The sequence below is a fragment of the Paenibacillus agilis genome, from assembly GCF_007786455.1.
GTDB classification, from domain to species: Bacteria; Bacillota; Bacilli; order Paenibacillales; family Paenibacillaceae; genus Paenibacillus_B; species Paenibacillus_B agilis.
This window is the reverse complement of sequence record NZ_VNJK01000001.1, coordinates 1997132-2011437: the sequence shown is the minus strand read 5'-3', so window position 1 is coordinate 2011437 and position 14306 is coordinate 1997132. Positions and strand designations below refer to the sequence as shown.

Sequence of the window (14306 nt, the reverse complement as noted above, 5' to 3'; positions counted from 1 at the left end):
ATTAGCTGCTCACCTACAACTTCAATAATGATTAGAAATATGACTTTAAAGATGCACATTGACTTTTCATAGACGATTCGGGGAACATAAGTTGTGTCCGTGCGCGGGCATTATTTACATATATTAGATTATAGCTTGATTTTACCAAGTGTCAAATAAAACTAGCTCGAATTCGTAATAAATCGCGAAACAAAAAGACTGCTCGACTTTTATCGACCAATCTCCCGATTTTGTTACATTTTTCATCATTTTTTTCGTTATCACGAGCTATGTGTATCAGACGTTTAGGAAGACTTTTTTGTTGCATCTGTTCTTACTACAAATACTAACTCTTCTTTCTTGTTCGTCCATTCTCCTACAAAGTGAAAACCTCTTAAGGTAGCTCCTTCTTCGTAATCTTGAGTATTGGAACTCAGATAGGAAGCTACATTTTCTTCTAGGATGAAAGAGCCTTTGCCATCTTGAAAAGTTAAATCAATTGTAATTGTTTTTGCTGTTTCCTCTTTGTACTTCAATGTGCCGCTATCTCTTAGCAGATACTCCTTTAGTTCATATGACTGCGGCGCTTTGTCCTTGAGTTCAATTTGAATTTTTTCACCGAGCTGTATGTATGGGACCGTTTTTGAAGTATCCTTTATTAATGATTGAAAGAGATCTTCATGATTCGTTTGTTTTGTATCTGGGATTGGCTTAGATATCGTAGGAAGAGCAATTGGAGGATTTCCAGTTGTAATCGTAATATCAACCGGTTCAGATGAAGGACCTCCACTACTTGTTCCATAACTGCAAGCTGTAAGCATGAGAATAAATAGGCTAAGCGGTATAAGAAGTATTTTTTTCATATGAATCACTCCTTTAAATGAGGAAGATATGGAGGTAGACTTCATGTCCATGTGAGAGATATTTTATTAACGAGAATATCTTTAATTAAGTTGCATCACTAAAATATAAAAATGGCAATACAGATTACGCTCTGTATCGCCATTTTTCTTTCCCTCATTAATGCAATGTTCAAAGTAAAAATTCTTACCTGTAGCATCGCCTAATGTAGTTTATTTATGCTTCAACTTTCCATACAAGTAACCCAACAATCCACCTACAAGTGCTGGCACAACCCAACCAATTCCCTCTTTATACAATGGAAGATAGCTTAATAGGTCTGTTACCGCACCTACAGGAATTTCAGCTGCTTTCAAGCCATCGAATAGGCTGATAGCTACCGTCCCTATTAATGCTCCAACATATACGGAGGATCGTCCACCGAATAGCTTGTTGAATAGAGACAACACAATTAACACGATTGCAATTGGATACATAACGAGCAGTACTGGGATCGAGATTGAAATAATTCGGTTCAAGCCCAAATTTGCAACTAGTAAACCAATTAGACAGATGAGGAACGTAATCCCATTGAAGCTGATTCGTTTCGTCAAAGATGAAAAGTACTGGCTGCATGCGGAAACAAGTCCAATACAAGTTGTAAGACAAGCAAGAGTTACGATAATAGCTAGCAAAATCAGGCCAAATGGACCGAACAACTCTTGTACCGCAATTGTTAGAAGCTGGCCGCCATTCACTACCTGTCCAAGTGATTCAACACTAGTCATCCCAATATAGCCAAGCGCTACATAAACTAATGTTAAACCAACACCCGCAATAATGCCGGCATGGATAGAAGCCTTAGCGATTGCACGCTTATCCTGTATCCCTTTATCTCGAATTGCATTAATGACGATTAGGCCGAATGCAAGTGCTGCAATAGTATCTAACGTCAAGTAGCCTTCCATAAACCCTTTAAATCCTGGAGAAGTAACATATTCTCCTACCGCAGGTTGTACGTCACCCAGCGGATTCACTACCGCAGCAATGAACAAAGCAGCGATGGACAATAGGAGCAACGGCGTCAAAATGTTACCTACCCATACAACAAGCTTAGATGGATTCAAGCTTAATACATACACGACAGCAAAGAAGATTAGTGAATACAAGAACAGGATCCAATTATTCGACTGGAGCGATTCAGATACAAAAGGCTGAGCTCCCATTTCAAATGCTACGTTCGTTACACGCGGGATAGCCATCAACGGCCCTAGCATGATGTATACAGCAACCGCAAAAATGACTCCAAACCTTGGATGAACTTGCTGCGCTAACTGCTGCATGTCTTTGCCTGTAATCCCAATCGTAATAATCGTAAGTAACGGCAGACCAACTCCTGTTAAAATGAAGCCAAACATGGCCAAAGCGAATTGATCACCAGACTGTTGACCTAGTATCGGAGGAAAGATTAAGTTTCCTGCTCCGAAAAATAAAGAAAATAACATAAGACCAATAAAGAAAGTGTGTGATTTGGATAATGATTGCATCATGGTCCCCCCTAGTTGTCTCTTTCTATATTATCCATTCATTGCCAACTTAATGAAAAACAAAAAATCCGCCCCTCGAAAGGGACGGATTAGATTCCGCGTTACCACCCATTTTCATCTGATACAACAATGGATCTCATTGGTACCAAATGCACTTTGCCACGTATATGCCACGTGCTCCTGATAACGGTGGATAGCCGGCATAGCTTACAACGTTTCTGTTCAGCCATGCTTCTCTAAGATGACTTCGTTCATGTATCGAACGTTGGCTTGCAGCAATTACACCAACTCTCTGAAGATCGGATAACATGACCTACTTGTTCTCGTCAATGAAGTTAACACTAAGAAGTTTGTACTTATTTTACATGATGTGATCGTGAAGTCAATGTACATTTTTTTACAGTTATTTAACGTTTCATTTGTACCTCTTCACGCAAGCGTTCTACAAGCTCCTGAATACCCATAGCACCAATATCCCCTTCTCCACGCTCACGGATTGTAACATTGTTCAATTTCTGCTCTTGCTCTCCTAGCACGAGTACATACGGGATTTTTTCCAGCTGCGCCTCGCGAATACGATACCCAAGTCGTTCATTACGTGTATCAATATCCACTCTCACACCCGCCTCGACTAATACTTGTTTCACTTGAAAGGCATAGTCTACATACTGCGCTGCAACAGGTAGCAGCTTCACTTGTACGGGTGCAATCCATAGTGGAAATGCCCCTGAATAGTGCTCCGTTATAATGCCAATAAAGCGATCAATAGACCCATAAACAGCGCGATGGATCACGACTGGGCGATACTTTTGACTGTCTTCAGCGATGTACGTCAAATCAAATTTTTCGGGCATTTGGAAATCAAGCTGGATCGTGCCGCACTGCCAACTCCGCCCAAGCGCATCTAAAATATGAAAATCAATTTTCGGACCATAGAAAGCACCGTCTCCTTCATTGACTCGATAAGCTGCGGCCCGACGATCCAACACATTTCTCAGTGCTAGTTCCGCTTGATCCCACAGCTCTTCTGACCCCATCGAGTCTTCTGGTCTTGTAGACAATTCAATCTTATATTCGAATCCGAATACTTGATAAATATAGTCAATAAGTTCAATAACGCGGTTAATTTCATCTTCGATCTGCTCAGGCAAAACGAACAGATGAGCGTCGTCCTGACAGAACGTGCGAACTCGCATCATCCCGTTCAAAGCCCCTGAAAATTCATGTCGGTGTACTTGACCAAACTCAGATAAACGAATCGGCAGCTCACGATAAGAACGTTGACTGTTCTTATAAATCAGCATATGACCCGGGCAATTCATTGGTTTGAGAGCAAACTTTGTTTCATCAACCTGTGTAAAATACATGTTTTCTTTATAATGATCCCAGTGCCCCGATTGCTCCCAAATCCGATTATTCATCATAAGAGGTGTACGCACTTCATCATAACCCAGCTTGTTCTGAACATCACGAGCAAAGTTCTCCAGTTCTGTGCGAATTGTCATTCCTTTTGGCAAATAGAACGGCATTCCTGGGGCTTCTTCAGAAAACATAAATAACTCCAATTGTTTGCCTAACTTGCGATGATCGCGCTTCTTCGCTTCCTCCAGCCGATATAAATGTTCGTCCAGCTGTGCCTTCTTTGGAAATGCAGTGCCGTATACCCTTTGCATCATTTTGTTGTTAGCATCTCCACGCCAGTATGCCCCTGCCACATTCAGCAGCTTGAATGCTTTAATTCGACCTGTTGATGGGAGATGCGGGCCGCGGCATAGATCAGAAAACTCCCCTTGTTCATAAATCGAGATAACTGCATCCTCTGGGAGCCCGTTAATAAGTTCCAGCTTGAATGGTTCTTGCTGCTGTTCAAACAGCTGCAACGCTTCAAGACTACTCACTACCTTGCGCTCAATTGGTAAATTAGCTTGAATGATACGCTGCATCTCTTGCTCAATAGCCTCTAAATCATTCACGGATAAAGGCTGAGCGATATCGATATCGTAGTAGAATCCATTTTCAATAACAGGACCTATAGCGAGTTTAACCGCTTGATTGCCATATATTCGTTTTATGGCTTGAGCCATTACGTGTGCTGTACTGTGACGGTAGATATCCTCGCCTTCTTTGCTGTCCAGCGACACAATTTCGAGGTGGCAATCTTCATTGAGCGGTTCGTTGAGATCAACAAGCTTACCATTCCATTTTCCAGCAACTGCATGCTTCTTCAATCCTGAGCTGATCGATGCAGCCACATCCAAAGAGGTCGTGCCTTGTGCATACCTCCTAACTGTTCCATCTGGTAAAGTTACTTGAATTTGCAATCCCATGATGATTACCTCCTTTTCTCCATTGTTCATTATCGTTGAACGCAAAAAAACACACTCTCCCAGAAGGGACGAGTGCGTTCAGCTCGTGGTTCCACCCTAATTCGATAGGCATTAAAAACATACCCTGACATGCGTCAGGTATGCAGATGCACTATCCTCGTTAGTTATCCGGTATCGTGGATAAGACGGCAATGCATACTGCCGTTCTCGATTCTATAACTAAACGAGCAAACGGGTTCAACATTGCGGCTACAAAGGGGTAATTTCACATCCGTTTTCTGAAGAAGCTCGCACCATTCGCTTCTCTCTCTGGACAGCTCGTGAAGGAAGTCATGTCTTTGATCAGGGCCAAATATTAAATTATGAATTATCATACATATGGACATACCCATTGTCAATAATAAAATCCCAGAAATACGATCTATAATAAACATTTTCAGATGATCTACCATAAATTTTGATCATATATTTTCCACTAGAATATGTAAATATACTCTGATATTCTCAAATAGTAATTTTCAATAAAGAAAGGAATACATATGAAGAAAAATTATTTCCGCAACTCTATCATCATTCTTGTTGCCATGCTGTTAGCATTCCCGCTCCAGTCTGGTCAAGCGCGTGCAGCAGACTCCATTCCTGAGTACATGTACATGCCTTTTGACATCATGAATCACTGGGCTTTCGATGAGCTCGATAACTTTGTTAATGCAGATTTGCTGCGTGGTTATGTCGACGAGTACGGTGATGTATACGTCAAACCCAATCAGTCCATCAGTCGTGCGGAATTCGTCTCTATTTTAGTGCGAGCATTAGGGTTAACTAGTGATCAAGCAGGAACATCCTTTAGCGATGTACAAAAAGGAAAATGGCACTATGAGCCGATTCGTATCGCTAGTTCACTAGGTATCGTGAGCGGTACAAGCGAATCTACATTCGGACCTAACCAACCTGTTAAGCGCGGCGAAATTGCTGCCTTGATCATTCGGGCATTCTCTTCTTCTGTGCAATTTACGGGTGAAACGAAATCGTTTACAGATGTTCCCGATTATTACGCAACGCCATCGATTATGAAAGCAAGCCAAGTCGGCATCGTGCACGGAGCTACTGCAACGACGTTCAAGCCTTTCGCCAATGCAACACGCGCAGAAGCAGTTGTCATGCTGCAGCGTGCACTCGACTTGCAAAGCAGTGATCTTCCTGAAGACGGTACACTTACGAAAGTAATAGCGGATTGGACAGCCAACAATGCGAAAGCTATTAATGATAACGCGTTTGATCAGCTAGAGGTTATGGATAAACAATATGCTACAGGCTATCATTTGGCATATAGTGCAAGTGCGAATGCTGAGCTTATGGAAATCGTAAGTGAAGGCGCTACTTTTACTTCCAAGATCATTAGTGAGCAGAAGCTTACAGTCCAGCACAAAACGGATCGATTTGCTATGATCGAGTCAAAAGGCGGAATTATGCAAATTACAACGAAGCTGCATGGATCTGAAGTTGACGCGAAGCAATCCATGGATGGGCATTATTTGCTTAAGAAAATGCCTGATAACAGCTGGAAAATATACATGTACGCGATGACAGAACAACAGTAGTTCTGCTGCTTCAATTAGGTAAATACTAAAATGATGAGTGTGGACAGGAATCGTTCACACTCATCATTTTATTGTCAACCATCCCTACGGCGCTCCCCACTCTTTCAATTATCAAAATGCAGATCCTACTATGTCAGGCAGGAAAGTGATCACCTTCAGCGAATACGTAACTATTCAAGAAGTTGAGGTGTTCAAATGAATGTAAATAAACACAAATCAATGACCGAAGAACAAGTAGCAACTTTTATAAGTCATATGGAGAGGAATCGCACTGCCTTGTTGATTGCAATTGATGGCTGTGGCGGTTCAGGCAAAAGTACTTTAGCCCGTAAACTGCAAGCGACACTTACAAATGTGGCTATTGTACATATGGATGATTTTTATCTCCCTTCTGATCAACGCTCAGCTTTGTCACCTGCTGAAAAGCCTGCTGGTGCCGACTTTGACTGGCAAAGAGTAAAGCAACAAGTTCTTGATCCGCTAAGTCAAGGCGAAGACGGCTGTTATCAACGCTACGACTGGGAAACAGATAGCTTAGCAGAATGGCATTGTGTGAAGGCAGAAGGAATCGTCATTATAGAAGGTGTATGTTCAACTCGGCTTGAGCTCGCAGATAATTACGATGTTACAATATGGGTCAATTGTCCGAGAGAAACAAGACTTGCGCGAGGCTTGGAGCGAGACGGTGAAGCGGCTCGTTCACTATGGGAAGACAATTGGATGATCGCAGAAGATAAATATGTGCGAGAGCATCAACCAGATGTGCGCGCACATGTTATCTTGCAAGGAATTTAATAGAGACCGCTAACCAATGTACATATTCGTATAGATGGTAGCGGTCTTTTTCTTGTTCAAAATGAAATGATAGTTCGGCCCCGATCATAGACTATCTATAAGCTGTAACGTTCCATCTATCATATTGTGCTTGATAAGGAGGCGTAGACATATCATGTTGGATACCCAATCTATATTATTCGAAGGCTTATTGCTGTCGGTCATTTTTTTAGCTATTGTACTACTGTCGCTATACTATAATCCACGACTATGGCTGCAAGATTTTCCGAAAGATATTCAGCAAATGACCTTACCAAAAACGAAGCAAGAGAAGCGCCAGACAATATTTCTGACCATGCTTATCTTCATCTTGTTCCTCTCACCTTTCTTCACTTCACTCTATATCGATAACGATCAAATTGCCTTATGGCCTGCCTTTCTACACTTTTTCTTTATTTTCACCATTGTAAGTCTCGTTGATTTAGTGATACTTGATTGGCTTATTATTTGCTTTTTCACACCTAGCTTTCTTATTGTTCCTGGGAGTCATGGAGCGAAAGGCTACAAAGATTATTGGTTTCACCTCGTTGGCGCGCTTAAAGGTACGTTCATTTGCGCTGCGTTCGCCCTGCTTCTTGCCGGTTTGCGTGTTGCCATCTCCTATCTATGTATATAAGCACAAAAAAGAGCGTGCAATGGACATCAAAATCCAAGCACGCTCTTTCTTTTACTCACGCATAGCATATTCTACACGAGCAATGGTTTCTATACACGAGACCTAGTCTACCTCGCCTGAATCTTCCTCAGCGTCTGCATCTTCAATATATTCTAAAATATCTCCCGGCTGACAATCCAATGCTTTGCAGATCTCATTCAAAGTGGAAAATCGGATTGCTTTGGCCTTGTTATTTTTCAATATAGATAAATTAGACATCGTTATTCCTAATCGATTCGCGAGCTCTGTTGAACTCATCTTCTTCTTCACCATGACTAAATCCAAATTAACAACAATGGACATCTATTTCACCGCCTAGATCGTATTATCGAGTTCCTCTTTCATTTCAACGACTTGCTCGTACAATTTAGAGAAAACAAAGCTCAATAAGGCGATGCTAACTCCAACGATTGAAATGATAATACACGGCAAAATAGTAGCAGCATACAAATACACATCATAAGCAAAAAATAGAACAATTGTTATCAAATTAAATAATACGACTTCACTAGCTGCATATATGGAAATCCGCTTCAAACACTTCGGTATCTTCGCAGAAAAAGGGTGGCCCGTTGCAATCAACTTACATACTTTCTTCAAGTCAACTAAAGCAGCGACATATGGTATTGCACAAATATAAATAACAGCAATAACGATATTTACGACGTAATCCAATTCCGCCCCTGATAATGAAAGTCCAGACTTGGCAAAAGCGGTGAATACTAAAGGTGCAGCTAGCAATGATAGGATTGTAAGCGATAACCCGATCAAGACGATAAGATTTAATACTTTCGCTATAGTTTTGTTTTTCATGTTGATATTCCTCGACTTTCTTGATTTGTGGTACGCCATTTACAATATCCGATCATTTTTTCTTTGTCAACAAGAATTGATTAAAAAACAGATATATTTTATTATTAAACACTACTTATTTATTGATAAACAATAAATTAAGATCTCCTTCACCCAATTATGCCCTAACAATAAGCTTTGTATTACGTAATTCTGTAACTTCAATACGATTAAGCTGCAACAAATTACTTCGTTTTCCTTACTCTGACTTACATCATCGCAACCTTCGATCCATCTTTGATTTTGTTTGCGCAAATAGGTACACATACAGAAAAAGACCCTATGCCAAAGGGTCTTTCATCCGCACTGCAATCTTTCATCTGTACTCAATTAATGCCTATTATCTTATTTATCTTATATATCAATTGCAACATGAGGCTTGCTATAATGACTCGTTCCACCGCCACCTACTAATACATATCCGCCTTTGTTGAAAATGAGCCGCTTGCTCGAACCATTCGCCAACAGCACTTCCACTACTGATCGGTTTGCAAGAGCGATATATTTAACATATCCGCTGCGCAGCACAATGGTCTTCCAACTGTCACCAAACTCTGAACGCACTACCCGATTAGAGTAGACTTGATTTTCTTTACGTCCCACACGAGATTTTCCCATCGAGATATCGCCCCTTCACTAATAGCAGAATAATGATAATGATATTTCATGATCCTACTAACTACTCTTTTGTGAGTAGTATATTCAGCAGCGATACTCGATGTTTGGGTTTAAGGACAGCTACTCGATTTTAGAGTACTAGCTCGCACTTACCCAAGTTTACTTCCGACTGGTTGCTGGGCTTTGAGAACTTATAGAGCTCAATTGTTGATTCTTTAATTTTTGCTTACCTTGAGACATCATAATGCAAGTCGCCACTATTAGGCAGCCCCCTGCAATTGTGTAGATGTCCGGTATTTCGAACCAGAACAAGAATCCCCATAGCGCATTAAATACGATGCCAATATAACGAGTGACCTCTACCACAATCGCATTTTCATGTGTAAATGCCTTCGTCAAAAATACTTGCCCAATTAAGGATACGACACCAATTGCGATAAGATAGATCCATTCCGTTGTATTCGGTATCACGAAGCTATTCCACATAAGCGGGATGGAGACAAGCGTGGCTGTTGCTAGGAAGTAGAACACAATTTCATAGGCATGATGACGTTGGCTCAAATAACGAATTGAAGTTGCAGCACCTGCGCCAAGAACTGCACTCAACAGCCCTACGAGCGCATACATCGAATACGATGAGAATTGGAATGGCTTTACTAGCAGTAAGGCTCCGATAAATGCAATGGGCATAATGTACACCATTCGACGCGACAACTTCTCCTTAAGGAAAAAGAAAGCGAGAATAAATACGAAAATAGGAGACATATGTGCTAGTATGGTAGCGTCTGTTAAAGGTATTTTCGAGATCGTATAAAAATAAGTAATTAAGTAAATCGCCCCTAACACGCCTCGTGTCAGTAACATAGGAATCCCAGTTGTCGAGAAGGAAACTTTGCTCTGCTTCATCAAGGCAAAGATAAGTATCGTTCCAATCAGGCTGCGAAAGAAGGCAACCTCCGTTGGAGGGAGCGTGAAGCTGACGGCCTTTACAAGCGCATTCATAATACTGAACACAAGAGATGCTAAAATAGCTAAATAAATGCCGTTTTTCATGTTGTACACTCCCACGCTCTATAGATCGCATCTATGTCTTCACTCGTCGTATCGTTGAGCATATCAGGATGGATAGCGGATACTCCCTTTTCAGCAATAAACTGCCGCAATCGCTGCTCAAACAGCCGAATAAGCTGTAAGGTTTGTGGCATGTTCACCTTCATTAACTCCGCCACACCGTAAAGAACCTTTAACCGCCTATAATCCTCGAACGGTATCCGCGGTATCAGCCAGCGCCCACATCCATCTTGGTACACTTGTTTATACGGTACAGCAGAGAAATCAAAATACTTCCCCTTTTCATCAATGGACGAGAATGGATCGATAAGTAGAGATGAATAACGAATATAGAGCAAATATTCTTGATGGATCGGCTCCAGTTCTGCAAAATGTTCAATTTCATATCGTGACAGGCTCTCTTCCCGCACAGGATAATTATCATCATTCATAAATTGCAGCAAGTTAATTGGCTTAGACCCGCATTTCACTAGAAAACGGGATATTTCCCGCCACAGCTCTGCCATGACATGAATGACTTGAGACGTAATCGGGCCCTCTGGATACAGTTTGTACATCCATTTCTTCGAAGGCTCTTGGCTGTGGCTAAGAATTTGATCCAGCGAGAATTCATTTATAAACAATGGAGAATGTACATACATCGTAATGCTTCTGCTCTCTGCCTCAAGCGGATTACTTACTTTCTCACATTGAATACCCATACTTGAAATAAATTGTCGGAGAGGCTCGATAGACAAGCTGTTAGCTTGATTCGAGGCCACATAGACTTTCTTCTTCATTGCTTTCGTGTAGGCGGCTGTTATAGAAACGGAATCGAACTTCGTTGCGGCAAAATAAGTCGACAGACTAATAACATCAATACCTCTATCGATAGGAAGTTCGCTATTGACCAGCAGATTTGAACCAAGGCTTGGAGAAAGCAATATAATCGTGTTTACAAATGGTAATCGCTCTAGCTTAAGCTGACGGATTACATCCCGATAGCTATCACAAGGCGTACAAATGATAATCGTTTCCCAGCTTCCATGAGCCTCCAAACCCATATAACCCGCGTAAAAATGATCGAGTTGAACCGTCCCTTCTAAATGTTGAAGCTGCTCATCCTGTAATCGCGATGAAATCCTTTGTTGTGATTGCTCTAATGCTTGCAGCAGCCGAGCAGCATGCGGCCCTTCTCGATTCAATAAGCCAAGCTTACTGGAGCAGCCGCGAGATAATTGGACAGCTGCGTGTATCGCTGCAGGGCCAGCACCAATGAGCAAGGTATCACCAAAAGGTGTTGCACATATCTCTTGGGATGCTTTCCTATTTTGATCGGATGCATATCTCGTCATATTAACGTCTCTCCAATACTAACGTATCGTACAAATGCCGATCGTCATTGATTTTTCGCTGCACCCATGTGTCAGCAACATCTGCTTCCAGAGGATAATTGAAAATAGATTTGAGGCCATTTCCATAGCGGACAATAATTTTGGCCTGTGGGTTCATATGCTGACGAAGCTCTTCCAGCACCTCTAACTTGTTTTTTACTAACGAGGCGATAATAATATGCGTTGCTTCTCCAGTGAAGGACAATTCCTGAGCCTTCTTATTCGTAAAGCTGATGCAGTCTCCCAATCCAGAGGTAGCAGCCACTTGCTGGGCCCACTCAATAGCTTCAGGATCAATATCTAAGCACATGACCTGTGCTCTCGTCTCTCTCGCAATCGTTAAGGCAGAAGTCGGAAAAGCACCCGATCCGATAAACAGTACCTTGGAGCTATCATCAATATGATGCTTTTTCATTTCATCATTTACGGCACGCGCCAGCGTATCTAGGTAGTCACTAATATCTGAATGATGTTCACAAGTATATTTGGCTTGATATTTTTCCATATCACATAGAGCTTGAATGGAAGCTTCTCTCACTCTTTCTGCATACTCCGCTATTTCAGCATGTTCGCCCCATTGGCTCCACCGTTGCAAATTATCATCATTAATCATGAACTGGCACAAATAATCCAATCGCTCTTTTAACAATTCAAAACAATCACAATGTTGCTTCGAGTAAGTAGTCAATTCTCTAATTTCAAATTCAAGTAATTTTAAGGAGAGTAAATAATGATATTTGTCTTTCATAAACAGCTCCTCCATTCATGTAGGTTTTATTTGTTCCTAACGTCAAGAAGTTGACGAAGTCCATCCCCGATCAAATTGCATAACATAACGACTAGCATGATGCATAAGCCAGGGTAAATCATAAGTTCCGGAATCGTCTGAAAATAAGGTCTTCCATCATTCAGCATAGCCCCCCACTCGGGTGTTGGAGGTTGTGCTCCTAAGCCTAAATAAGAGAGCGATGAGACGATAAGAATAATTTTCCCGATATCCAGTGATGCAAGGACAATAACAGGAGATACGATATGAGGAAGCAGCTGTCTTCGAATCATATGCCATGTACCAAATCCCGCTGCACGTGCTGCCTCCATATATTCCTTCTCACGCTCCAACAATACGATGCTTCGTACGAGCCGGACATACTCAACCCATTTGACCGCAATGATAGCTATTAATAAATTCGTTATGCTCGGCCCGAGGAAGCCCGAAACTGCAATCGCGACAATGATTTCAGGCAATGCGCCAATACCATCGACAATCCTCATAATGAAGGAATCAAGCCTTCCTCCTACGTAGCCAGATAGAAGTCCTATCGGTACACCAATCAACACCGTCGCTGTAATCACGATTCCTGCTAAACTCAACGTCATTTGCGCCCCTGCTGCCAAACGCGAGAAAATACATCTGCCTAGATGATCCGTGCCGAGCGGATAGTCCCAACTTGCGGGTCGAAGACGTTCCGACATTTGGATTAGCAAAGGATCATTAGGTACAAAATAAGGTCCTGCAATGACAATCAAGATTAGCGTAAGAAATAGGGTGAAGCCAATCAACATGAGCGGATAGCGCATCAGAATCTTCCAACGGGAAGTGCTCCTAGTGCTTCTACCTTGCTGAATAAGAGCAGCGGCGGCAGACAACGTATTGTTATTGGAGCTCATGTTATCCTCTCCTTCACATAGCGAACACGAGGATCTATCCATGTATAACTGAGATCAATTAGCAAATTAACCATCACGATCATGCTCCCTGAAATCATGACGTAGGCCTGAATGACAGGATAATCACGCTTAAATATGGCTTCAATAGCCATGTCACCTAAACCCGGCCATGAAAACAGCGTTTCAATAATGACTGAACCGGCCAATATGCTTCCTGCACTCGTACCAAATACCGTCATAACGGGTATAAGTGCAGCACGCAGCGCATGTTTGTACATAATCCGCCATTCCCCTACACCCCGCGCACGAGCGGCACGTATGTAATCCTGTACAAGCACCTCTAGCAATCCAGCACGCAGCATACGCGCATAAATGGCAGCCAAACCAAAACCTAGCGTGATGCTAGGCAAAACAAGATGTGCAGCAGAACCCATACCCATTGTTGGCAGCCAGCCAAGCCTATATGAAAAACCGTAGATAAGCATAAGTCCCAGCCAGAAAGCAGGTATAGAAGCTCCTAACAAGGCGAGTATGCTGCTAATATGGTCAATCCATTTACCCTCATATTTCGCTGCTAATAGCCCTAGAGGAATCGAAATGACGAGCAATACGATTAAACTGCCCGCAGCAAGCTCCAAAGTAGCTGGCAAACGTTCTAGGATGTCTTTCCATACAGGCTTGCCATTAATAAGGGAGCTTCCGAAGTCGAATTGCATGATACTATACATCCATTTTGTATATTGAATATATATAGGCTGGTCCAGCCCAAGCTCCTTTCTTAGCGCTTCTTCATCTGCTGTAGTAGCAGCCACTTCGTCCGCACGCAATATAGAAAACACAGGATCACCAGGTGCTAATTTCATTAAAGTGAATGTAAACAACGATAGAAAAAACAATACGATTACTAGCTGCAGCAGCCGTTCTTTAATAATCGTCAGCAT

At 41.9% G+C, this 14306-nt stretch carries 14 protein-coding genes and 1 other annotated feature; of the genes, 3 read left to right on the top strand and 11 right to left on the bottom strand.

The genetic code is table 11. From position 1 onward, the window contains the following. Window positions 1–284: 284 nt before the first annotated feature. The 3 genes from FPZ44_RS09100 to thrS form a co-directional block, all read right to left on the bottom strand. A complete protein-coding gene (locus tag FPZ44_RS09100; protein ID WP_144989444.1) occupies window positions 285–842 on the bottom strand; it encodes a hypothetical protein in 558 nt (185 codons plus the stop codon). A 210-nt stretch (window positions 843–1052) separates the two neighbouring features. After that, window positions 1053–2366 (bottom strand): branched-chain amino acid transport system II carrier protein, encoded by a 1314-nt coding sequence (brnQ, locus tag FPZ44_RS09095; protein WP_144991764.1) that lies wholly within the window; start codon window positions 2364–2366, stop codon window positions 1053–1055. A 77-nt stretch (window positions 2367–2443) separates the two neighbouring features. Then, window positions 2444–2705 (bottom strand) — a binding site (T-box leader). 68 nt (window positions 2706–2773) lie between these two features. After that, the gene (gene thrS, locus FPZ44_RS09090) at window positions 2774–4687 is read right to left on the bottom strand and encodes a threonine--tRNA ligase (RefSeq protein ID WP_144991763.1); all 1914 of its coding nucleotides are present in this window, start codon (window positions 4685–4687) and stop codon (window positions 2774–2776) included. A gap of 545 nt (window positions 4688–5232) precedes the next feature. On the opposite strand from thrS, the gene FPZ44_RS09085 reads away from it, so the two are divergent. From FPZ44_RS09085 to FPZ44_RS09075, 3 genes are all read left to right on the top strand, one after another. After that, window positions 5233–6294 (top strand): S-layer homology domain-containing protein, encoded by a 1062-nt coding sequence (locus FPZ44_RS09085; RefSeq protein ID WP_144989442.1) that lies wholly within the window; start codon window positions 5233–5235, stop codon window positions 6292–6294. 219 nt (window positions 6295–6513) lie between these two features. Continuing rightward, on the top strand, window positions 6514–7089 hold the full coding sequence (locus tag FPZ44_RS09080) for a uridine kinase family protein (protein WP_144991762.1): 576 nt from the start codon (window positions 6514–6516) through the stop codon (window positions 7087–7089). 154 nt (window positions 7090–7243) lie between these two features. Continuing rightward, the gene (locus FPZ44_RS09075) at window positions 7244–7744 is read left to right on the top strand and encodes a nitroreductase (protein ID WP_144989441.1); all 501 of its coding nucleotides are present in this window, start codon (window positions 7244–7246) and stop codon (window positions 7742–7744) included. A gap of 102 nt (window positions 7745–7846) precedes the next feature. Here the strand turns inward: FPZ44_RS09075 and FPZ44_RS09070 are convergent, their stop codons facing one another. The 8 genes from FPZ44_RS09070 to nikB form a co-directional block, all read right to left on the bottom strand. Beyond that, a complete protein-coding gene (locus FPZ44_RS09070) occupies window positions 7847–8086 on the bottom strand; it encodes a helix-turn-helix domain-containing protein (RefSeq protein WP_144989439.1) in 240 nt (79 codons plus the stop codon). 12 nt (window positions 8087–8098) lie between these two features. Continuing rightward, window positions 8099–8596 (bottom strand): DUF2975 domain-containing protein, encoded by a 498-nt coding sequence (locus tag FPZ44_RS09065; protein WP_186785974.1) that lies wholly within the window; start codon window positions 8594–8596, stop codon window positions 8099–8101. Between the two features lie 393 nt (window positions 8597–8989). After that, window positions 8990–9253 (bottom strand): hypothetical protein, encoded by a 264-nt coding sequence (locus FPZ44_RS09060; protein ID WP_144989435.1) that lies wholly within the window; start codon window positions 9251–9253, stop codon window positions 8990–8992. A 159-nt stretch (window positions 9254–9412) separates the two neighbouring features. Further along, window positions 9413–10306 carry a DMT family transporter gene (locus FPZ44_RS09055; RefSeq protein ID WP_272482986.1) on the bottom strand — a complete coding sequence of 298 codons (894 nt, stop codon included), beginning with the start codon at window positions 10304–10306 and terminating at the stop codon, window positions 9413–9415. Next, entirely contained in the window at window positions 10303–11658 is a 1356-nt protein-coding gene (locus FPZ44_RS09050; RefSeq protein ID WP_144989431.1) for an opine metallophore biosynthesis dehydrogenase, read from the bottom strand. Before FPZ44_RS09050 ends, FPZ44_RS09055 begins: the two co-directional genes overlap by 4 nt. Window position 11659: 1 nt before the next feature. Beyond that, the gene (locus FPZ44_RS09045; RefSeq protein WP_186785973.1) at window positions 11660–12445 is read right to left on the bottom strand and encodes a nicotianamine synthase family protein; all 786 of its coding nucleotides are present in this window, start codon (window positions 12443–12445) and stop codon (window positions 11660–11662) included. 26 nt (window positions 12446–12471) lie between these two features. Then, complete coding sequence (gene nikC / locus FPZ44_RS09040; RefSeq protein WP_144989427.1) at window positions 12472–13365, bottom strand: nickel transporter permease; 894 nt, start codon at window positions 13363–13365, stop codon at window positions 12472–12474. After that, the gene (nikB, locus tag FPZ44_RS09035) at window positions 13362–14306 is read right to left on the bottom strand and encodes a nickel ABC transporter permease (RefSeq protein ID WP_144989425.1); all 945 of its coding nucleotides are present in this window, start codon (window positions 14304–14306) and stop codon (window positions 13362–13364) included. Before nikB ends, nikC begins: the two co-directional genes overlap by 4 nt.